Source organism: Niveispirillum lacus (assembly GCF_002251795.1).
GTDB classification, from domain to species: Bacteria; Pseudomonadota; Alphaproteobacteria; order Azospirillales; family Azospirillaceae; genus Niveispirillum; species Niveispirillum lacus.
Genome location: NZ_NOXU01000015.1, coordinates 1 through 22,002, shown reverse-complemented (window position 1 = coordinate 22,002; position 22,002 = coordinate 1). Strand labels below are relative to the sequence as shown.

The window sequence follows — 22,002 nt, the reverse complement described above, 5'->3', positions numbered from 1 at the left end:
TGTTCAATTTATGATTGATTGCGGCGTCGCAACACCAACGCGTCCAGTACCGGTCCCGGATCACGCATTTCCAGGCGTAGCTGATGGGTGCGGCCGCCGAGCAGGGTAATGCCGGTTTCTTGCCGAATTCGACCATCCAGCACGCCTTCAGCCCAGGTCGAATCTCCAACGTCCCGTGTCAGGGAAAGCGTGACGGGTGACATCCCGGTCACCAGCACAGCCAGTTGCTGCTTTCCACTGGGCGTAACCGGGAAGGTAGGGATTAGATCCAACGACAGGTCCCAGTCACCCGGCGGCAGATTGAGGGTGTAGGTCAAGGCCGGCCCCTCTGTGCTCGACGCGACTGCCGTTACCGGTCCCGCTGCCATGGACCCCTCTCCGCGGCCGAGGCCAGGGATCAGCGTCCAGGCAGAGTCATGGGTCGCGACACTTTCCGCTTCGATGCTGATCACGGCGTTATCGGCCACCGGTTTGCGCGGATGCAGGGGCGGTGGGGCGTTGGATGGCAGGGTGAGACCTGTTGCCGGCAGGACAGGCGGGGTCAAACGATAGGACCGCCATTGTCCATCGGCGGGTTCCATCGCCATCATACCCCGCCATTTACCGCCAGCGACCTCCTCGTTATAGCGACGGGTCAGGGCGTGCAGGGACTGATCGGCCTTGTGGGCCGCCTGTCCGCGTTGGCGCGCGGTATAGGGATCGGCATTGAATAGCCTTTCATAGGCTTCCGCGTGAAAGAACCGCTGATTGGCCAGCGATGCTGCCCGCACCGGATAGGCGACCAGTTGGAAAAAGGCATCCTGGGCCTTTGCCGGGATCTGCCGGTGGATCGTGTCCAGGTCCCTTTCCAGGTCAGCGAACCTGCCAAGGCGCGCTTGCGCGGCCTCTATGCCCAGGTCACTGCGACGGTATTTCTGCCCGGGCAGCCACCATTGCAGATGCTCGGGCTTGCGTTCGAAATTCAGTTGATGGTGGTGCTGAAGAAGGTCTGTGACCGCAGGCGCGATGTCCCGGCCGAACTCACGCCCGGCCCAGGCGGTCAGAAAACCCGTGGTTCCACCGGTGGCGCGGAAGCCAGGCATGTCCCATCCCATGGTCAGGAACAGTTCGATGTTTGTTTCTGCTGGCTTGATATCGCCAACATTCGCCACCCAAACCCGGTCTGCGCCGAGATCATAGGCGCGGCCCATTTCCAGTGCGATCAGTGAAGGCGGCACGGTGGAGAGCCAAAGATACGATAATGGCGCCCCAAGATAGGAGAGGTGGTAATACACGCCCGACCCGCCGGATCGTGCCCGTTCACGCGGGCCTGGGAACTGGCGGATATAGCCAAAATTGTCGTCTGGCCAGACCAGCGTGACATCATCGGGCAGATCCAGGCCAGCTCGGTAGATCTCCAGCACCTCCTTGTAGGGGGTGAAGACCTGCGGGATGCGGTCCAGCGCGGGCGATACATGGTCGGACAGTAATTGCCGCTGATCGGCGATGATACGGTTCAACAAGGCGCGCCGGGCTGGCAGATCTTCGGCCCCGACCATACCGCTGTCATGGATGCCGCGCATGCCCAACGTATAGATATTCTCATACTGTCCATTCGTTACCACCCTGTCGCGCCAATAGCTGCGTACAGGGCCAGCATGGGTGGCATAGTTGAACGCTGTTGGCGTGTCTTTCCATTCCCCCACATTGTTGCGCAGCATCGGTTCGGCGTGGGACGAACCCATGATGATGGCGTAACGGTCGGCCAGTTGGGCATTGGCAGGGTCGGCGTTGAACGGTTGGGTGACCTCATGCATGGCTGGCCATAACAGATTGGCACGTAAGCGCAGCAGCAGACCAAAGACTTTCTCATACGTCTTCGGCCCGATATCGCCGCGCGCGGGATCAAAATGATTGGCGGCCCAGGGATGCAGGCCCCAATCTTCGTCATTGATGAAAATTCCGCGATATTTAACCGATGGTGGCCCGAACCGCCGGGTTCCTGCCTCGACATAGAGGCTCGGCCGATATGGCGGCGGTACATCGGCCCACCAGATCCAGGGCGATACCCCAGTGGCGCGTGACAATTCATAGGCACCATAGGCCGTGCCACGCCGATCGCTGCCAATGATGACCAGGGCCTGCTCGACGCCTGGAACCGGGTCGGGAACGCCGATGATGATGTAACTTTCCCAGGCGCCGCGCAGCTCTGTGACATCAACCTTGCCGGTGGCGACCAGCCCGTCAATCAGGGAGGAACGCCCCAGCGTGCCGACCCATATCTCTGTTCTTTGGTAAGCTCCGCCGGTGACTGGTTCAGCCTTTCCACCTGTTACCTGGGCCAGATCCCCGGCAAGATCGGCAGCGGCGATAGCAACCACGGGATGGTCGTGTGCATCATGGCGGATCGTTGCCAACCGGCCACGTACAGCCACTGGAAATGCACCAGGGGCGGGCTTGTCCATGATCCAGTCTGCCGGGCCAACAGAAGCCAGCGCCGAGCATGGGGAGGTGCAGAGCAGCGGCAGCAGCAGAAGCAGGACCAAAGCCAGAGAGCGCATTGCCGGTTCCATATAATGGCATCAGCTCTTATTATATGACAAATCACCGGCGCCGCAAACATCCAGCATGATCGAATTGTGAAGGGCCGAACGGTGCGGGTCTCAACTCTCGCAGAGGCCTCTGACAACTGGTGCGGACGTCAGGAAGGAGGGGCGGTTGGCTGGCCAACAGCGCTCGCGTCGCCAGCATCACCGGAGGTAATCGGGGGCGGAGCCAAAGCCACCCGCCCCCGCCCTTGTTCATTGGGTCTGGCCAAACACTTTCCGGAAGAACTGCGCCTGGGCCATTTGGGCCACGAACTGGTTCGACTTCTTGCGGAAGCCATGACCTTCGTCCATGGCCAGGACATAGCCGACCTCGCCGCCATTTTTGCGAATGGCAGCCACCATCTGTTCGGCCTCGCCCACCGGCACGCGCGGGTCATTATAGCCCTGGATGATCAGCATGGGCTTGCTGATCTTTGAAACGTTGGTCAATGGCGAGATCTTCTGCAAGAAGGCGCGCATTGCCGGGTCACGCTCATCCCCATATTCAGGTCGGCGCAGGTCGCGGCGATATTCAGCCGTGGCCTCCAGGAATGTGATGAAATTGGAGATGCCGACGGTGCTGGCCCCGCCTGCCAGCTTGTCATTGTAATGGGTCATGGCGGCCAGGGTGGCATAGCCACCATAGGACCCGCCGGCCACCACGATCCTGTCCTTGTCCAGGTCAGGCTGGGTCGCGACCCAGTCAATCAGGGCGCCGATATCCTTGATGCTGTCCTCGCGCTTGAAGCCATTATCCAGGCCCAGATAGGTCTTCCCGTACCCATCCGACCCCCGGATATTGGGCAGCAGCACGGCCGCACCCAGCTCATTGGCCCAGAACTGGACGGTCGCGCTGAAATTGGGGCGGCTCTGCCCTTCCGGGCCGCCATGAATCAGCATGATGACGGGCAGCTTGCCCTTGGCATTCTTGGGCTTGAACAGGAAGGCCGGGATCTGCCGCTGATCAAAGGTGGGGAACTGCACCAGGGTGGCGTCGGCGAAATTCTCCGTGTTGAGACCGCCCACCTCGCTCTTGGTCCATTGCTCCACGTTACCCTTGCCCAGATCGACAACATGCACATCGGCGGGGGCCGTGGGTGTGGTCAGCGACAGGGCCAGCTTCGACCCGTCCGGGCTGAAGGCAATGCCGCCAATCACACCCTTGGGTAAGGTCGGCAACTTCACAGGCTTCAGCGTCTTGGTGTCAATGACCCGCACCGTGGACCAGCCGCCCTCGTTCAGGACATAGGCCAGCCGCTTGCCGTCATGCGACAGGACCGCCTCTTCCACGTCCCACGGATCGTTTGCGGTGATCCAGTTGGTCTTGCCCGATGCCAGATCATGCAGGCCCAGACGCTTGAACTCACCCTCCTCGTCCGATGTCAGGAACACGCCCTTGGCGTCCGGCGTGAAGCCGACCCCCGTCAAGGCGATGGTGTCCTTCTCCGGCTTGATGCGGGTCAGTTGGCCCGTCCCGACATCGACCACCGACAGGTAGGACTTGGTGATGGCGATATACTGGCCGACCAGCAGCTTCTGATCATCCTGGGAGAAGGCGACCGCGCTCCACGACCCGGTCTGCGCCACCAGCGGGGCGACCGTCGCGGCGTCTTTCAGGCCGCCGACATAGACATCGGTGTTCTTGCCGTCGCGCCGCGTGCTGGAAAAGGCGAACTTGTCGCCCTTATGGTTCCAGACCAGTCCCTGATTGCGGGACTTGCCGTCGGTGACCAGCGACGTTTTGCCCGTGGCGACATCCAGATGGAAGAACTGGAAATTCTCCGACCCGCCCTTGTCCCAAACATAGACCAGATCGGTGGAACCCTTGGCCGGGCTGAACGCCGCGGAGGTGATGGGTTCCGCCGCGAAAGTCAATTGTTGGCGGGCCATCATCGGGCCATTCACCAAGTGAAGCTGCGCGGTCTCGCCGAACCGGGTGCTGATGAGGATGCCTTTGCCATCGGGCGTCCAGTCCAGCATGCCGGCGGAACGGGCGGACAGATAGGCCGACAGGCGTTCACCCAGAGCGGCGTCAATGGCCGGGATATTCTCTGTGATGATATTGCCGTTCTGAATCCGCTCCACCTTGACCGGCTCGGTCTGCGCGGGGGCGGTGACGGCTGACAGGGTCAGCACCAGGGCCAATGCGCTACCGCGCATGAAATGTCGGATGATCCGCACGTTACCCGTTCCTTGGATGATGATGCCCGTTAGGGCGTGTTGGACTGCGTGTGTGACGGTAGCGCATCCGCCATGCATATCAAGAACCCGATGGGCACAAGACCTGCGATAGTGGTGGCCTTACCGTTCAGCCCATCCGATCACCACGATGTAATCCTGGGCTGGTTTGGGACGGCCGCGCACACGGTGGTGGTAAAGGCGGCTGACGACGTTTTCTGGGCACGGCACATTACCGGCTTGCCGGGCGCAGGGCGGATGGTACAGGCTGGCGTCCTAACCGTCTCCGGTGCATCCCGATGCTGGCCCGCCCTGCCGCCCTGAACGCCGCTGATTACCGCGACCCCGCCCGATTTGCCGCAGAACGCCGGCTGTTTGCCAAGCATTGGCACTTTGTTGGCTTCAGCGACGATCTGGCGCTGCCCGGTTCCTGGCTGGCGCGGGACATTGCCGGCATACCGGTGCTGGTGCAGGATTTCGACGGTGAGTTGCAGGCCCTGCTTAATGTCTGTTCCCATCGTTTCGCCCGGTTGCGGGCGGGGGAGGCGGGGGTAGCATCAGGTCCGCTGCGCTGTCCCTATCATGGCTGGACCTATGACCGCGAGGGCGTGCCAGTGGGCATTCCCGGCAATGCCGAGTGTTTCGGCCTGGATCGGGAGGATAAGCGGGCCCTGGCGCTGAAGCGCTACGAACTGGATCGGATCGGCCGTTTTCTGTTTGTCCGGTTAGAGCCGGGTGGGCCGTCACTGATGGACTGGGTTGGCCCGCATGCCGACCTGCTGCGAGCCCTGTCCGATGGCATGTCCGCCCCCTTTGCCCAGGAAGCCCAGCACTGGGCCGCAAACTGGAAGGTCGGGGTGGAAAATGTGCTGGAGGTCTATCACGTCGATGCTGTGCATGCGGGGAGCTTCCGCACAGTTGTGGATGGGTCCTGGCGTGTGGTGCCATCGGGCCTGCATTCCGTTGGCTATGCCGGTATGCGGCCGGAGGCCCAACGCTGGTGGGAGGGGGCGGGCAAGCGTTTGGGCCTGATGCCGGTCGAGGCCGTGTCGGGTGTCGAAGGATATGTCCATCTACTGCTGTTCCCCAACCTCGCCATCGGCATCACGGCGGGGCGTATGATGAGTGTGCAGACGCTGGAGCCGACGGGACCGGAAAGCTTTACCCTGCGTTATCGTCTTTGCCTTGCCAAGGCCCGTGAAGGCGCCAGTCAGGCGGCACTGGCCGCGGTTACCAGCCATCTCGCCGCGCTGAATGGCCAGCTTCTGTCAGAGGATCGGGAGGTCTGCGCGGCGGTTGGCGCCGGTTTGCGCCATGCGGAGGGGGCCGCTCTCCTGGGCGTGAATGAGGACCGTATCCGCCACTTCCATGACATGATCCTGGCGCAGATGGACGCGAGCGCCGACTGACCGCACGCCTGTCCCCCGCCAAATGGGGGATGCGGCGACAAGATTGGTCCCTTACATCCGTGCCAGCATCAACCTGCCGTTCCCTGGAACCATCATGACGTCCGATCAAGACACCGCCCTGACTGCCGCTGCCGATTTGCTACGGATCGAAGCCAAGGCCGTATTGGCACAGCTCGACAGTCTGGACGCCGATTTTCTGGCCACAGTGGACTACATTGCTGCGGGGGCGGGTAATACCCTGGTTGCCGGTGTCGGCAAATCCGGCCTGATCGCCCGTCTCCTGGCATCGAAACTGGCGTCGGTGGGGGTGCCGGCCTTCTATTATTCGGCGCTGGATGCGCTGCATGGGGAACTGGGCGCGTTGCGGAACGGGGATATGGTGATCCTGTTGTCGAACAGCGGTCAAACCCAGGAACTGGTTGACCTGGGCAAGGCGGCATCGCGCCGCGGCGTCAAGGTCGCGGCCATGGTGTCGCGTGTGCCGTCCAGTCTTTCCCGTATCGCTGATTGGACCTTGCGTTGCCATGTGGAACGGGAAGCGACCGAGACCAAACTGCCGACCGCCAGCACAACGGCTATGCTGGCCCTGGGTGACGCGCTGGTGGTGGCGGTGGCCAAACGGCGCGGTTTCACCATCGCCCATTATGGCGAGAACCATCCCGGCGGCACCTTGGGTATCGTGTTGGCTGGCAAGGTTGGTGACCTGATGGTTAAGGCCCCTGACCGTGTGGGGCTGGTGTCACCGACGCAGCCGATCTTCGAGACGCTGCTGGCCATGACCCGCCATCCCAATGGTGCCGCCCTGGTGGTCGATACGCAGGGTCAGCTTTGTGGGATCGTGACGGAAGGTGATATTCGCCGTGGTCTGGCGGCGCATGGCAAATCCTTTCTGGAACGGGATACGCAAGCCTGTATGACGGCGCCGGTGAGGCGCACCTGCGGCCCCGACGCAACGGCGCTGGAGGCGCTGGAGATCATGGAAACACCTCACCAGATCAATGTCCTGCCGGTGGTTTCCGATACTGGCGCTGTCCTGGGCCTGCTGCGCCTGCACGATATTGCGGGGCTGGAGGTCGAAAAATCGCTGGGTTGACCAGCAGCTTTCAGCCTACTCTCGTGCAAGGTACTGTTGCGGAAACGAGAAGGGGCACCGCGTGAAAGAGATGCGCACGCTGGGCTTCACGGAGCGTGAGGCCATTCAGGCGATCGTTGACCTGATGCGCAAACAACGCCTGCACCTGCCGGTTGGTCAGGTGGTTGAGCTGGAACTGCATGAAGATCCGGTCAGCGCCACCTTGATCATCGAGGATGATGCGGGTAACCAGCACCGTGTGTCCCGCAACGTTGCCGAACTGGCGGCTTCGCTGGTCAATTACTGCATTGAGCGAAAAATCCGTCTGCCCACCATGGCAAACAAATTTGTAGAGGTGATCGCCGGTTCGCTGAACCTGATCATCTATATAGACGATGTGGAAAGTGCCACGTCGAAAAAAGCCAGCACCCGTCGCGGCTGACCGGCTAATTCTAACGCCAAGCGTAGTTAAAGCTGATGGAAATGCGCTCGCTCTCCGCCTGGTTCAGCACCACTTCATGCCGCAGCCAGCTTTCCCACATCATCAAAGTGCCGGCCTTCGGGGTGACGGGAATGCTGTGCAGCAATTCGCGCGCCGCCTTCGGCTTGCGTGGGGGGCTTGCCATCATCAGGGCCAATCGCGGGTCTTCAAACCGGATGGAAGAGGCGCCATCGGGGATCTCAACGTAATAGGTGCCGCTGATCACGCTGTTAGGATGAATATGCGATCCGTGGAAGCCGCCAGGGTCCAGCACATTGATCCACAGGCTGTCCAGTTCCAGCTTTTTGTCTCCCAGGTTCCATTCCTGCAGCTTCGCGAATGCCTTCGCATGCCGATCCAGGTGCGATTTCAGCGACTTGACAGCGGGAAAGCGCCAGGGCAGGTCGTCCAACGAAGCGTAAGAAGTGTATCCCGTATAGCCGTTCTTGGCCGACCATTTCTGACCGGCAATATCGTCCTCGGCCGCTGACCGGCAACAAGCGGCCAGTTCGTCATTCATCGCCTCCATCCCGTCCAGTTCGGCACGGTAAAGGCGGGTCACGAACAGGGTGTCAATCTGGGGGGCGCTGGGCTCAGTCATGATGCTACAGGCTTACGGTGTGATGGCGGGTGCGTCAATGCCTACACAGAATGGTACCAGTGGCGGCGGCATGCCACCCGCGCGCGGTGCCCCCGTTGCGAAACCGCAGTCTTCGCCCTAGGGTCATGGGCCAAGGGGGGCGCCTTTGGACGGGCAGCCCGACAACGATAAGGTGGCCCATGCCCTTCACCGCGAAGATCCTTCTGCTCGGCTCTGGTGAGTTGGGGCGCGAATTTGTCATTTCCGCCAAGCGACTGGGTGCCCAGGTCATCGCCTGCGATGCTTATGACCACGCTCCCGCCATGCAGGTGGCCGATGGGCGTGAAGTGTTCCCCATGTTGGACGGGGAGAAGTTGCGCGCCGCTGTGGAAAAGCACAAGCCCGACTTCATTGTCCCGGAAGTCGAGGCCATCCGCACTGAAATGCTGGCCGAACTGGAAGCGGAAGGCTTCACCGTGGTGCCGTCGGCTCGGGCCACCCAGATGACCATGAACCGCGACCGCATCCGTGAACTGGCGGCAGTCGACCTGGGTCTGCGCACCAGCAGATACCGCTATGCCGAAAGTTTTGACGAGGTGAAGGCGGCCATCGCCCACACCGGCCTGCCCTGCGTGATCAAACCGGTAATGTCATCGTCTGGCAAGGGCCAGAGCACTGTAAAGGAGGAGGGCGCGCTTGAAGCCGCCTGGACTTACGCTGTGGCCAACATGCGCGGCGACCGGGCTAAGGTGATTGTCGAGGAATTCATCCCCTTCGAGTATGAGATCACCTTGCTGACCGTCCGCACCAAGGATGGCATCGTTTTCTGCCCGCCAATCGGCCACCGGCAGGAACGTGGTGACTATCAGGAAAGCTGGCAGCCGATGGGCATGCGTCCAGACCTGTTGCAGGATGCACAAGACATGGCCGCCAAGGTGGTCAATGACCTGGGCGGCCACGGCATTTTCGGCGTGGAGTTTTTTGTGACCAAGGATGAGGTCATCTTTTCCGAACTGTCCCCGCGGCCCCATGATACCGGCATGGTCACGCTGACGTCGCAAAACCTCTCAGAATTTGACCTGCATGCCCGTGCTGTTTTGGGTTTGCCCATCCCGGCCGTGGAACTTTATGGCCCATCGGCGAGTGCAGTGATTCTGGCTGACCGCGAGGCCAAGGAGTTTGGCTTTTCCGGTCTGGCCATGGCTTTGTTTACCGGGCGTCCAGATCAGGCAGTGGATGTGCGGCTTTTCGGCAAGCCGACCACCCGCCCCTATCGACGGATGGGCGTGACCCTGGCACGCGGCACCGATACGGATGAGGCCCGTGCCACTGCCCGCGAGGCTGCATCCCGTATCCGCATCGATTATACCTGATGACGGTAAGCCCACCGTCATCGCCCGCCCTGGCGGGCATCCAGACCGGAACCCCAGCATTTCGACGGGTCTCCCTGGCGTTGTTCGCGGCGGGTTTTGCAACTTTTGCTCTTCTTTATCACGTGCAGCCGCTGCTGCCTTTGTTGGCCAGCACGTTCAAGGTGGCCCCGGCTGAATCCGCTCTGGCTCTCTCCCTTGCTACCGGTTTCCTGTCGGTCTCCCTGCTCCTCTCCGGTGCTCTGGCCGATCTGTTCGGTCGCAAGCCTGTGATGGTGGCTTCGCTGGCCCTTTCGGCGCTGCTGACCCTGGTGACGGCGATCATCCCGTCCTGGCATGGGCTTTTGCTGGCGCGTGCCCTGTTTGGCGTCACACTGGCCGGATTGCCAGCAGTCGCCATGGCCTATCTGGGGGAAGAAATGGACCCAGCGGCCCTGGATCGCGCCATGGGGCTTTATATCGCCGGCTCGGCCATGGGCGGGATGGCCGGGCGATTGGTGACGGGCGTGTTGGTTGATTTTCTGCCATGGCAGATGGCAACCATCGGCATCGGATTACTGGGGCTGGCATCGGCGGCGGCAGTGTGGCGGTTCCTGCCGGTATCGGTGGGTTTTGTCCGGCGCCCGTCCCGGCCGGGGTCACTGCTGCGCGCCCTGGCGGCTCCGCTGGCGCAGCCTGACCTGCGGCTGTTGTTTATGCTCGGTTTCCTGCTGATGGGCGGGTTCATTACGATCTTCAATTACATGGGGTTCCGCCTCCTTCTGCCGCCTTTCGACCTGCCGCAGTCCGTGGTCGGGCTGATTTTCGGCGCCTATTTGCTGGGCATGGGCTCGTCCTCTTCCATCGGACAGTTGACAGCGCGGTGGGGACGTTCACGGGTAATGGCAGGGGCGGTCCTGGTAATGGCGGCTGGCGTGGGCTTGACGGTCGCCGATAGCCTCTACGCTGTCGTTCCTGGCATTGGCCTGATGACATTTGGCTTTTTCGGTGCCCATTCCATCGCCAGCGGCTGGGTGGGGGCCCTGGCGCCCACCAGTGGCAAGGCCCAGTCGTCATCGCTGTATCTGTTTTCCTATTATATGGGATCCAGTTTGATTGGGGTGGTGGGCGGTGTTGTCTGGACGTCACTGGGCTGGGGCGGGCTGGTAGCATTGGTGTCCGCCATGCTGGTATTGTCGCTGACTGCCATCGGACTGTTATCCCGTGCGAGGCAGATGTGACATGGACACGATCCTGAACATCATCCTGCCCGTGTTCGGCCTGGTGGCTGTCGGGTTTATGGTTGGTCGACCGCCCCTGTTCCCGGCAAATTTCGCCAAATCACTGTCTAACTTCATCTTTTACCTGGCGCTGCCCTGTCTTCTGTTCCGGTCGATGGCTTCCAGGGGCCTGCCGCACGGCGACGAGATGAGCCTTGTCGCTGCCTATTATCTGGCCCTTACCACTGTTATGGTCGCCAGTTTCCTTTATGCGCGCTGGGTCTACCGGGAAACATTGGGCGGGGCGGCGACCCTGATGCTGGGCTCCTGCTTTTCCAATACGGTTCTGGTGGGTGTGCCTTTGATGCTGGCGGCCTTTGGGCAACCGGGGTTACAGCAGATGTTGCTGCTGGTCACGGGGCACGCTGCCTGGCTGATCGGCATCGCTACTATTCTGGCAGAGGCCTCGAAGGCTGGCCAGGGCGGTGGGCCGCTGCGCATTGTTGCTCAGACGCTGCTGGCGCTGGTCAAGAACCCGGTCATCATCGCCATCCTGTCCGGTCTGCTCTTCGGTGCCCTGGGTTTGCGCATTCCCAGTCCGGTGGACAGCGCCATGCGCATGTTGGGTGAGGCGGCAGTGCCCTGTTCACTGTTTGCCCTGGGTGCCAGTCTGGTTGGCCTGAAAGTCACTGACCTGTTGGGTCGAACATTGTTCATGACGCTGGTCAAGCTCTTCATCCTGCCCGCCGCAGTGTTTGTGTCCGGCCATTACATATTCGAGTTGCCGCCCTTGGCCCTTGCCGTGGCCGTCACAACGGCCAGTATGCCGGGCGGTATGAATGTATTTCTCTTCGCTCAGCGGTACGAAACCCATGTGGCGCGCACGGCCAGCTCGACGCTTTTGACCACGTTGTTTTCAGCCCTGACGACCGGTTTCATTATTGATGTTTTCCGCAACACCTGAAACGGGCGGCCCGTGAGGGGTTGCACGGCGCCTGGTGCAATAATTCGTTACATCTCTGAAACCATGTGTGACTTTCCGTGATAATCTTCCGCATGTAATGTCCGGCACAAGGACGGGGGGGCGCTGTTCATCGCAGGGGGCGGTGTACAGCGATGGCTCGCCCTTGCCCGGAAACCGCGCCCGCTGTCGCGGCCCGACAATGGTGAAAAATATGACGGTGCAGCCTCTTCACACCCGCCCTGGACCTGACGGTGGCGACAGCCGGCCCAAAACGGGCGGCCAGCGCTGGGCTCCGCCGGGCGGTGGTCGCCCGTCCAAACTAAAATGGATACTGCTGGGTGCGGCGGTCGTGGCCCTTGTCGGCACGGGCGCTTATGTGGCGTTCAAGCCCAAGTCTAGCGCCGATGGCAAGCCCGCTGCCGCTACCGAGAATGGCGAAAAGGACAGCTCCTCCATCCTGACCGTCACCACGGTGAAGGCAGAGGCCAGCGATGTCCCGCGACAATTGTTGGTGACGGGGTCGCTGGCCTCCTGGGACGAGCTGCCGATTGGCACTCAGACATCCGGCCTGGCCATCGTCGAGGTGCTGGTGGATGAGGGCGACAAGGTAAAAGCCGGACAGTTGCTGGCCCGGTTTGACGACAAGGTGTTGCGCGCCGATCTTTTGTCACGCGAGGCATCCCTGCGTGAGGCGCAGGCTCTGGCGACAGAGGCCGAAGCCAATATCCGCCGCGCCGAAGAACTGGCCCGGACCGGCGCTATCTCCACCCGTGACCTGGACGCCCGCCGTTCGGCGGCGCTGACCACCAAGGCCCGTGTCGGTGTGGCAGAGGCGGCGCGCGCACAGGCTGTTGCACGTCTGGCCCAAACGGAAGTGCGCAGCCCTACAGACGGGACCATCGCGAAGCGCAATGCCCGACTGGGTGCCGTCATGTCGGCGGGCGGGACGGAACTGTTCCGCATCATCCGCGACGACCGTGTCGAACTGCTGGCCGAAGTGCCGGAGATCGATCTGCGTCAGCTGATCGTGGGGCAAAAAGCGGAATTGTCGGCGGTGGATATCAACGGGCAACCCTTTGTCGGCACTGTGCGTATCATCTCCCCTATCGTTGATACCAAGACGCGTATCGGCACGGTGAAGATCGATGTGCCGCAAGACCCTTATCTGCGCCCTGGCATGTTCCTGACCGCCCGTGTCCGGACAGGCACACAAAGCGCACCGGTCCTGCCGGAGGAAGCGGTGATTTACCGTGATGCCAAGAGCTGGGCCGTGGTTGTGGATGCTGCGAAGGATGACAAGGGCCATCATACCGTGACCGCGCGGGAGGTGGAGACCGGCCCGCGTGATGGCAACCGTCTGGCCATCCTGTCCGGTCTGAAGCCGGGTGAGGACGTGGTCTTGACTGGGGCCGGTTATCTTAAAACCGGCGACAAGGTCATCATCACCCAAGCGCCGACGGACAAGGTCAATCCGCTTCCCGCCAACTGACCGCCGATTAGAGAAAGGCACCGGACATGAGCCGCGGCAATATCTCGGCGGTTGCCATCCGCCATCCCGTCCCACCGATTGTCCTTTTCATCATTCTCACCCTGGCCGGCCTGATTTCCTTCTGGAAGATGGACATCACCGGAAATCCCGACATTGATTTCCCTATTGTCAATGTCGGCGTGTCGCGTCCGGGCGCGGCCCCCTCGGAACTTGAACAGGAAGTGACGAAGAAGATCGAAGATGCGGTGTCCAACATCACGGGCATCGATCATGTGTCTTCCAACATCACCGACGGCTATTCCAACACCACCATCGAATTCAAGATCGGTTACAATACGGACCGCGCCGTCAATGACGTACGCGATGCGGTCAGTCGTATTCGTTCCGACCTGCCACAAGACATCTACGAACCACAGGTTCAGCGTCTGGACGTGACGGGCGACGCCATCCTCTATTATGCTGTGACCTCCTCCCACCGCACCGTCGAACAGCTATCCTGGCTGATCGACAGTGACCTGTCCCGTGCGCTCAAGCGTGTGGACGGCGTGGGCGAGGTGGAGCGGCTGGGAGGCCAGAACCGCGAAATTCGGGTCAATCTGGTGCCTGAGCGCATGATGGCGCTGGGGGTCACCGCCGGCGAAGTCAATTCACAGTTGATGCAGTTGAACATCGACATGCCCGGTGGGCGTGGCGAGATTGGTGCTGCTGAACAGTCCATCCGCACCTTGGGCCGAACCCAAAGCGTGGACGATCTGCGCAACATGGAAATTGCCGTCGCTGGCGGCCGCAAGGTGCGCTTGTCGGATATTGCCGATGTCGTGGATGGGACCTCAGAACTACGTGGCGTGTCCCGTCTCGACGGTGTGCCGACCGTGGGCTTTGCTATCAGCCGTTCGCCTAATTCGTCGGAAGTGACGATTGCCAGGGGCGTGGACGCGGTTATTGAGCAGCTCCGTAAGGAATATCCCGACCTTACGTTCAAGCTGATCATCTCCAACGTGAAATACACGGTCGACAGCTACCTCGCGTCGATCGAGGCCCTGGTGATCGGTGCTTTGCTGGCAGTCGGCGTGGTCTGGTGGTTCCTGCGCGATATGCGCGCCACCCTGATTTCTGCACTGGCCATGCCGTTGTCGACCATCCCGACCTTCCTGGTCATGGAATGGTTCGGTTTTACGCTGAACGGCATCACCATGCTGGCTTTGGCGTTGGTGGTTGGCATTTTGGTTGATGATGCCATTGTCGAGATTGAGAATATTGTTCGCCATATCCGCCAGGGCAAACGCCCCTATGAGGCCGCTCTGGAAGCGGCGGACGAGATCGGCCTGGCGGTGGTCGCGACCACGATGACCATCGTTGTTGTGTTTCTGCCCGTCTCCTTCATGCCGGGGATTGCCGGGCAGTTCTTCAAGTCTTTCGGCGTTACGGTTGCCGTGGCGGTGCTGTTTTCGCTGTTGGTCGCGCGACTGCTTACCCCGTTGATGGCCGCCTATTTCCTGAAACCTGCCCAGCCGGATGAACACAAGGAAGGGCCCTGGTCCCACCGCTATATGGTGCTGCTGAATTGGTGCATTACACATCGGTGGAAGACCATCGCGGCCGGGACGCTATTCTTTGTTGCGTCGTTGGGGCTGACTCTGGCCCTGCCGTCGGGCTTCATGCCAGCGCAGGATATCGGCTTTTCCAACCTTCAGATGGAGATGGCGCCGGGTGTGAACCTGGAACAGATGGACGCTGCCGTTCAGCGTGCGGCCCTGGTGCTGAAGGCCCAGCCCGAAGTGGAGACCACCTGGGCCCGTGCCGGGCGCGGCGGACAGGTGCGTCGTGGTTCCATCATCGTCATGTTGAAGCCGCGGGGTGACCGTGTTCATCAGAAAGAGTTTGAGACCCGGGTCCTGACTGAGTTGCAGAAAATTCCCGGTGTGCGTTTCTCCTTTAACTCTACTGGCGGCTTCGGTAACCGAGATGTCTCTATCATGCTGACCTCGGAGAATGGTCCGCTGCTGGATGCTCATGCCAACATCGTTCTGGCCGAAATGCGGACATTGCCGCAGCTCAAGAATGTCACCTCCACAGCCGCTCTGCAGCGCCCGGAGATCCAGATCCGGCCGATGTTCGAACGGGCGGCTGAACAGGGCGTATCGGTAATCTCCATTGGCCAGGTCGCCAAGGTGGCAACCCTGGGCGAGATCGACACCAATTCGGCCAAGTTCAACCTGGGCGACCGGCTGGTGCCGATCCGGGTGCAGTTGGATCATGCTGCCCGCGGTGACTTGGACACCATCGCCAATCTAAGGGTGCGCACCAATACCGGTGCCACCGTGCCCCTGTCCGCCGTTGCTAAGCTGGAGATGGGGTCGGGTGCGGTTCAGATCGACCGGTTCGACCGCGCCCGCCGCATCTCCGTGCAGGCCGACCTGAACGGCGCGGAACTGGGCGAGGCCACGAAAGCCATCAACAATCTGCCCTCCATGGCCCACCTCCCGGCAGGCGTGTCCAAGCCGGCCTATGGCGGGTCTGAACAGATGCAGATCATGATGATGGGTTTCGCGGTGGCGCTGGGCACGGCCTTCCTGCTGATCATTGCGGTGCTGATCCTGCTGTTCCACAATTTCTTCCAGCCGGTGACCATCATGACGGCGCTACCCTTGTCGCTGGGCGGGGCGGTGATCGGGCTTCTGATGTGCAACATGGCGCTGTCGCTGCCGGCCCTGATCGGTATCCTGATGTTGATGGGGATCGTGACCAAGAACTCCATCCTGCTGGTCGAATATGCGATTGTGGCGATGCGTGACCATGGGATGGACCGCCGCACGGCTCTGTTGGATGCCGGGGCCAAGCGTGCCCGCCCCATCATCATGACCACCATCGCCATGGTGGCCGGCATGGTGCCCATCGCCTTCGGCTGGGGTGCGGACACGGAGTTCCGTCAGCCCATGGCGGTGGCCGTTATCGGCGGGTTGATCACGTCGACGGCTCTGTCCCTTGTCTTTGTGCCGACCATGTTCACCCTGATGGATGATTTCCAGAACTGGATCGGGCCGAAACTGGGCCGGATGCTGACCAACCGGGAGCCTGAACTGCCCCTGCATGTGCGCCCGGTTGACGGGGAGTAATCCGCATGTAGGGCTGACGATACGCCCGGATGTCCCCATCCGGGCGTAATCTTTTTACAGATTCTGGCAGGCATTTTGTAACAAGCGGCACAGTCTGCATGACTGGCATTTGCCACCGGCCTCTTGCAGGCGGGGGCGCTTGCCCCTATCCCGGCTTGTTACCGGCCGCCCATTGGGTGCGGCCCCCATCGGAAAGGACCTGTACGGTGAGCATCACCCGCCTGCATCCCGGCCGCCGCATGAGCGAAGCCGCCATTCATAACGGCACCGTCTATCTGGCGGGCCAGGTGGCCGCCGACACCAGCGCCGACGTCAAGGGCCAGACGGCCCAGGTCCTGGCCGCCATCGACAAGCTGTTGGCCGAGGCTGGGTCCTCCAAGTCCAAGATCCTGTCCACCACCATCTATCTTTCCTCCATCGGCAATTTCGCCGCCATGAACGAGGTGTGGGATGCCTGGGTGGACCAGTCCAACCCGCCGGCCCGTGCGACTGTGGAGGCCCGCATGGCCGCTCCCGGCTATCTGGTGGAGATCGTCTGCGTGGCCGCGATCTGATCTGTTGTCACACGACCAACGGCCCTCTGGCGGTGGGCCGTTGGCTGCGCTATCTGGACGGCATGAAAGGCGGCCCTCGTCCCGCCACCACGCACAAGACCCGGAGCTGACCCAAGATGCCCGATGATGTTGTGAAGCAGAGCTTCAGCCTGTTCCCCCTGGGTGCCGACACCACGCCCTATCGCAAGCTGACCAGCGATTATGTCTCCACGGTCGAATTCGATGGCGAGACTGTGCTGAAGGTGGAGCCGGAAGGTCTGCGCCTGCTGGCCGAAGCCGCCTTCATGGACATCAACCATTTCCTGCGCCCCGGCCATTTGGGTCAGTTGCGCGCCATCCTGGAAGACCCCGAAGCATCGCCCAACGACCGCTTTGTGGCACTCGACCTGCTGAAGAACGCCTCCATCGCTGCTGGTGGCATTTTGCCCATGTGTCAGGATACGGGCACGGCTATTGTCATGGGCAAGAAGGGCCGCAAGGTCTGGACCAAGGGTGCAGACGAGGCCGCCCTGTCCGATGGGATTCGCGATGCGTATCTGAAGCGTAACCTGCGCTACAGTCAGGTCGCCCCCCTGTCGATGTATGAGGAAAAGAACACCCGCACCAACCTGCCAGGCCAGATCGAGATCTTCGCCGAGGGTGAGGATGCCTATAAGTTCCTGTTCATGGCCAAGGGTGGTGGGTCCGCCAACAAGACCTTCCTGTTCCAGGCCACGCCGTCGGTCCTGGCGCCGGACCGGCTGATCCCCTTTATCGAGGAAAAGATGGCGTCCCTGGGCACCAGCGCCTGCCCGCCCTATCACCTGTCAGTGGTCATCGGCGGCCTGTCGGCGGAGCAGAACCTGAAAACAGTAAAGCTGGCCTCAGCCCGCTATTATGACAGCCTGCCGACCCAGGGGTCGGAGAGCGGCCATGCCTATCGTGACCTGGAGATGGAACAGGCCCTGTTCAAGGCGGCCCAGGGGCTGGGCATCGGGGCACAGTTCGGCGGCAAGTATTTCTGCCACGATGTCCGTGTCATCCGCCTGCCGCGCCATGGCGCCTCCATGCCCATCGGCATCGGCGTCTCCTGCTCGGCTGACCGTCAGGCCCTGGCCAAGATCACCAAGGATGGCATCTATCTGGAGCAGTTGGAAACCGATCCTGCCCGCTTCCTGCCGGAAGTGGACGAGGCGGCGCTGTCAGGCGAGGTGGTAAAGATCGACCTGACCCAGCCCATGGATCAGATCCGCAAGCTGCTGAGCCAGTACCCGATCCGCACCCGCGTCTCCCTGACCGGCCCGCTGATCGTGGCGCGTGACAGTGCCCACGCCAAGCTGCGCGCCCTGCTGGACGCCGGCCAGCCGCTGCCCGACTATTTCAAGAACCACCCGATCTACTATGCCGGCCCCGCCAAGACGCCAGAGGGCTACGCCTCCGGTTCCTTCGGTCCCACGACGGCCGGCCGTATGGACAGTTTCGTCGATCAGTTCCAGGCGGCGGGTGGTTCCTTCGTCATGCTGGCCAAGGGCAATCGTTCGCCCGCCGTCAAGAATGCCTGCCAGAAGCATGGCGGCTTTTATCTGGGCTCCATCGGCGGGGCGGCGGCCCGTCTGGCCCAGGACTGCATCAAGAAGGTCGAATGCATCGCCTATCCCGAGCTGGGAATGGAGGCGATCTGGCGCATCGAGGTGGAGGATTTCCCCGCCTTCATCATCACCGATGACAAGGGCAACGACTTCTTCGACGCCGCCAAATAACAGCCCAAGCGCCCCATCCACACGGATGGGGCGCTTTGCATTCAGGTCCGTCCTTCCGATGACGGGGACAGCAGCGCCATTGCCTGTTCGCAGAACGCGGCCCGATGCCGCTCATATTCGATACCGGCCTTAAGGACCAGATGGCGTAGCTGCTGGCCTTTGTCGGTTGGCGGTGGGGTGAAGTCCCGGTTCTCGATATCCTGATAGGTCTTCAGCCGGTCGCGATGGTGCCTTGCCAGTTCCGCAAGCGTCTGAGGCAAGCTTGTCGGGCCCACCATCGCCTCTGCCCGCAACCGCACCATCATCTCATCCCGGATCGGCAGGGGTTCCTGGCTTTCCGCTGTCCAGCGGGCCAGTTCCGCCCGTCCCGCCGGTAAAACCCGATACGCGCGTTTGCGCCCACGGGCGCCATCGACGGCCATCCCTTCGATCAGGCCTGCTGCTTCCATCCGCGCCAACTCGCGATAGATCTGCTGATGCGTGGCTTGCCAGAAATAACCGATGGAACGATCGAAACGTCCCGCCAGTTCCGAACCGGCGCCGGGGCGTTCGATCAGGGCGGTCAGCAGAGCGTGTGGCAGGGACATGCGGGCGATCCAAGTGATGGGTCCGGGGGAGGGGGCCTTAACCGTCCCTCCTCGATATCAGGCCTTGGCCTTGAAGGCCGCAATGTCTTGGCCGACCCGCCTCCCCATCTCGGCCGCCAGGGCCTGCAATCCGCTCAAGGGACGGATCATCACTTCGAACTCCCGGATCAGCCCGTGCTCGTCAAAGCGGATGAAGTCGATGCCCTTAACCTGCTTTCCTTCCACAGTGGCGGCGAATTCCAGCACGACATTCAGCCCATCCGCCGTTACCGCGGTGCGATGATAGGTGAAGTCGCCGAAGACCCGCATGACGGTGCCGATGGCCAGCAGCAGGGCGTCCGCCCCCTCATAGGCGGTATGGGCTACGGGGGACCGGAAGATCGCCTTTTCATGGGTGATGGCACGCAGGGCACTGGTCGACTGGTTGGCGACAATCTCGTGCCAGATGGCCAGCGAGGCGGCAGCAGTCGGGTGCAGGCCGGACGGTATGGTCATGGCTTCTTTCCTTCCGTCAGATGTATCAGATGGCGGCAGCCAGGCGCGTGCCCTGATTGATGGCCCGCTTTGCATCCAGTTCTGCGGCCACATCGGCCCCGCCGATCAGGTGAACGCGAAGGCCGCGCGCCTCCAGGTCGGCCTGCAATTCCCGTTGCGGCTCCTGGCCTGCACAGATAACGACATGATCGACCTCCAGCACCTGATCCTGGCCGCCGATGGTCACATGCAGGCCGGCATCATCAATCCGGCGATAGGTGACGCCGCCCATGGTGGCCACACCATGCATTTTCAGCACGGTCCGGTGAATCCAGCCTGTGGTGCGGCCCAGATTCTCCCCCAGCTTGCCCTCCGTACGCTGCATCAGGAAAACCTGTCGGCCATTATGCTCCACTTCCGGTTTGGTGCAGCCGCCAGCATAGCGATAGTTCGGGTCAACACCCCACTGCTTGAAGAAGCGCTCGGTTGAGGGCTCCTCATGCCGCTCCACCAGATAGGTGCTGACATCAAAGCCGATGCCGCCGGCCCCGATGACGGCCACCTTGCGGCCTACCGGCACCTCGTCTCGCAGGACATCCAGGTAGCCCAGAACCTTGGGATGGTCGATCCCCTCGATCGTCGGCTTGCGCGGGACCACGCCGGTGGCCAGCACCACCTCATCAAACCCGCCCTGTGCCAGCGTAGCGGCATCGGCACGGGTGTTGAGCCGCACTGTGACGCCCTTCAGCTCCAACTGCCGGCGGAAATAGCGCAGGGTCTCGTTGAACTCTTCCTTACCGGGGATTTTGCGGGCGATGTTGAACTGCCCGCCCACCTGTGCCGATGCTTCGAACAGGGTGACCTTGTGCCCACGCTCCGCCGCTGTCACGGCAAAGGATAGGCCCGCCGGTCCGGCGCCCACCACCGCGATGTTTTTGGGTGCCGCTGTCGGTGCGATGATCAGCTTGGTTTCGTGGCAAGCGCGCGGGTTGACCAGACAGGAGGTGATCTTGCCGCTGAACGTATGGTCCAGGCAGGCCTGGTTGCAGGCGATGCAGGTATTGATCTCGTCGGCCCGGTTCTCGCGCGCCTTGGCGACAAAATGCGCATCGGCCAGGAACGGGCGGGCCATCGACACCATGTCGCAATAGCCCTCGGCCAGCAGCTTCTCGGCCACGTCGGGCGTATTGATGCGGTTGGTGGCGATCAGCGGGATCGACACCTTGCCCTTCAGTTCCTTGGTCACCCAGGCAAAGGCCGCGCGTGGCACAGAGGTGGCGATGGTGGGGATGCGCGCCTCATGCCAACCGATACCGGTATTCAGGATGGTGGCCCCGGCCGCCTCAATGGCCTGACCCAGTTGCACCACCTCTTCCAGGGTCGATCCGCCTTCCACCAGATCCAGCATCGACAGGCGATAGATGATGATGAAGTCGGGGCCAATCTTCTCACGGATGCGGCGGACGATCTCAATGGGCAGGCGGATACGGTTCTCATAAGACCCGCCCCATTCATCGTCGCGATGATTGGTGCGGGCTGCGATGAACTCATTGATCAGGTACCCTTCCGACCCCATCACCTCCACCCCGTCATAGCCCGCATAATGCGCCAGGGCCGCGCAGCGCACGAAATCGGCGATGGTCTGTTCCACCTCCTCCCCCGTCAGGGCATGGGGAACGAAATGGTTGATGGGCGCCTTGATGGCGGAGGGGGCGACAAGGTCCTGCTGATAGGAATAGCGACCGAAATGCAGAATCTGCATCGCGATCTTGCCGCCTTCCTGATGGACGGCATCCGTGACGATGCGGTGATGCGCGGCCTCTTCCTCGGTCGCCAGCACCGCGCCAAAGGGAGCGGGGCGCCCCCGCTCATTCGGGGCGATGCCGCCGGTGACGATCAGCCCGACTTCGCCACGCGCCCGTTCCGCGTAAAAGGCAGCCATCCGTTCGAAACCGTTCGGTGCCTCCTCCAGCCCCACATGCATGGACCCCATCAGGACGCGATTGCGCAGGGTGGTGAAGCCAAGGTCGAGCGGCTGAAGCAGGTTGGGATAGGCGGTCATGTCGGGGCCCTTTATGCAACTGGTTGAATAAACCATGATCGCCCGCGTGATCATCCGCAACCTGTTTCAAAACATGACCCGCGGGGCGCCGCCTGCGTGCCCCTCATGGCCGGGGTTACGGGCCTATTTCAGAAAAGTGACGTTTATCTGCAGAATGTTGT

At 61.8% G+C, this 22,002-nt stretch carries 16 protein-coding genes; 10 read left to right on the top strand and 6 right to left on the bottom strand.

Annotated features, from left to right (window positions below; all coding sequences use genetic code 11):
• Positions 1–8: 8 nt before the first annotated feature.
• Entirely contained in the window at positions 9–2,540 is a 2,532-nt protein-coding gene (locus tag CHU95_RS01345; protein ID WP_165771937.1) for a glycosyl hydrolase 115 family protein, read from the bottom strand.
• Between the two features lie 240 nt (positions 2,541–2,780).
• Complete coding sequence (locus tag CHU95_RS01340; protein ID WP_165771936.1) at positions 2,781–4,748, bottom strand: S9 family peptidase; 1,968 nt, start codon at positions 4,746–4,748, stop codon at positions 2,781–2,783.
• Positions 4,749–5,044: 296 nt separating this feature from the next.
• Between CHU95_RS01340 and CHU95_RS01330 the strand changes: the two genes are divergently transcribed.
• The 3 genes from CHU95_RS01330 to CHU95_RS01320 all read left to right on the top strand — a co-directional run bounded on the left by CHU95_RS01330 (position 5,045) and on the right by CHU95_RS01320 (position 7,668).
• Positions 5,045–6,154: an aromatic ring-hydroxylating oxygenase subunit alpha gene (locus CHU95_RS01330; protein ID WP_094452960.1), complete on the top strand. Its 1,110-nt coding sequence runs from the start codon at positions 5,045–5,047 to the stop codon at positions 6,152–6,154.
• 94 nt (positions 6,155–6,248) lie between these two features.
• On the top strand, positions 6,249–7,247 hold the full coding sequence (locus tag CHU95_RS01325; RefSeq protein WP_094453087.1) for a KpsF/GutQ family sugar-phosphate isomerase: 999 nt from the start codon (positions 6,249–6,251) through the stop codon (positions 7,245–7,247).
• Positions 7,248–7,308: 61 nt separating this feature from the next.
• Entirely contained in the window at positions 7,309–7,668 is a 360-nt protein-coding gene (locus tag CHU95_RS01320; RefSeq protein WP_133065372.1) for a hypothetical protein, read from the top strand.
• A 10-nt stretch (positions 7,669–7,678) separates the two neighbouring features.
• Here CHU95_RS01320 and CHU95_RS01315 read toward each other — a convergent pair whose 3' ends face one another.
• Positions 7,679–8,308: a TIGR02466 family protein gene (locus tag CHU95_RS01315; protein ID WP_094452956.1), complete on the bottom strand. Its 630-nt coding sequence runs from the start codon at positions 8,306–8,308 to the stop codon at positions 7,679–7,681.
• 179 nt (positions 8,309–8,487) lie between these two features.
• Between CHU95_RS01315 and purT the strand changes: the two genes are divergently transcribed.
• The 7 genes from purT (at position 8,488) to CHU95_RS01280 (ending at position 18,718) form a co-directional block, all read left to right on the top strand.
• A complete protein-coding gene (purT, locus tag CHU95_RS01310; RefSeq protein ID WP_094452954.1) occupies positions 8,488–9,660 on the top strand; it encodes a formate-dependent phosphoribosylglycinamide formyltransferase in 1,173 nt (390 codons plus the stop codon).
• Positions 9,660–10,877 carry an MFS transporter gene (locus CHU95_RS01305; RefSeq protein WP_094452952.1) on the top strand — a complete coding sequence of 406 codons (1,218 nt, stop codon included), beginning with the start codon at positions 9,660–9,662 and terminating at the stop codon, positions 10,875–10,877. Before purT ends, CHU95_RS01305 begins: the two co-directional genes overlap by 1 nt.
• 1 nt (position 10,878) lies before the next feature.
• Entirely contained in the window at positions 10,879–11,820 is a 942-nt protein-coding gene (locus CHU95_RS01300; protein ID WP_094452950.1) for an AEC family transporter, read from the top strand.
• A gap of 211 nt (positions 11,821–12,031) precedes the next feature.
• A complete protein-coding gene (locus CHU95_RS01295) occupies positions 12,032–13,309 on the top strand; it encodes an efflux RND transporter periplasmic adaptor subunit (protein WP_165771935.1) in 1,278 nt (425 codons plus the stop codon).
• Between the two features lie 26 nt (positions 13,310–13,335).
• A complete protein-coding gene (locus tag CHU95_RS01290; RefSeq protein WP_094452946.1) occupies positions 13,336–16,425 on the top strand; it encodes an efflux RND transporter permease subunit in 3,090 nt (1,029 codons plus the stop codon).
• Between the two features lie 206 nt (positions 16,426–16,631).
• On the top strand, positions 16,632–16,979 hold the full coding sequence (locus CHU95_RS01285) for a RidA family protein (protein WP_094452944.1): 348 nt from the start codon (positions 16,632–16,634) through the stop codon (positions 16,977–16,979).
• Between the two features lie 116 nt (positions 16,980–17,095).
• A complete protein-coding gene (locus CHU95_RS01280) occupies positions 17,096–18,718 on the top strand; it encodes a fumarate hydratase (protein ID WP_094452942.1) in 1,623 nt (540 codons plus the stop codon).
• Positions 18,719–18,759: 41 nt separating this feature from the next.
• Here the strand turns inward: CHU95_RS01280 and CHU95_RS01275 are convergent, their stop codons facing one another.
• From CHU95_RS01275 to CHU95_RS01265, 3 genes are read right to left on the bottom strand one after another with little or no spacing between them, the layout of a single operon-like run.
• The gene (locus CHU95_RS01275; RefSeq protein ID WP_094452940.1) at positions 18,760–19,305 is read right to left on the bottom strand and encodes a PadR family transcriptional regulator; all 546 of its coding nucleotides are present in this window, start codon (positions 19,303–19,305) and stop codon (positions 18,760–18,762) included.
• 57 nt (positions 19,306–19,362) lie between these two features.
• Positions 19,363–19,800, bottom strand: coding sequence for a nuclear transport factor 2 family protein (locus CHU95_RS01270; RefSeq protein ID WP_094452938.1), 438 nt, complete (start codon positions 19,798–19,800; stop codon positions 19,363–19,365).
• A gap of 25 nt (positions 19,801–19,825) precedes the next feature.
• Positions 19,826–21,841 (bottom strand): NADPH-dependent 2,4-dienoyl-CoA reductase, encoded by a 2,016-nt coding sequence (locus CHU95_RS01265; RefSeq protein WP_094453085.1) that lies wholly within the window; start codon positions 21,839–21,841, stop codon positions 19,826–19,828.
• Between the last annotated feature and the right edge of the window lie 161 nt (positions 21,842–22,002).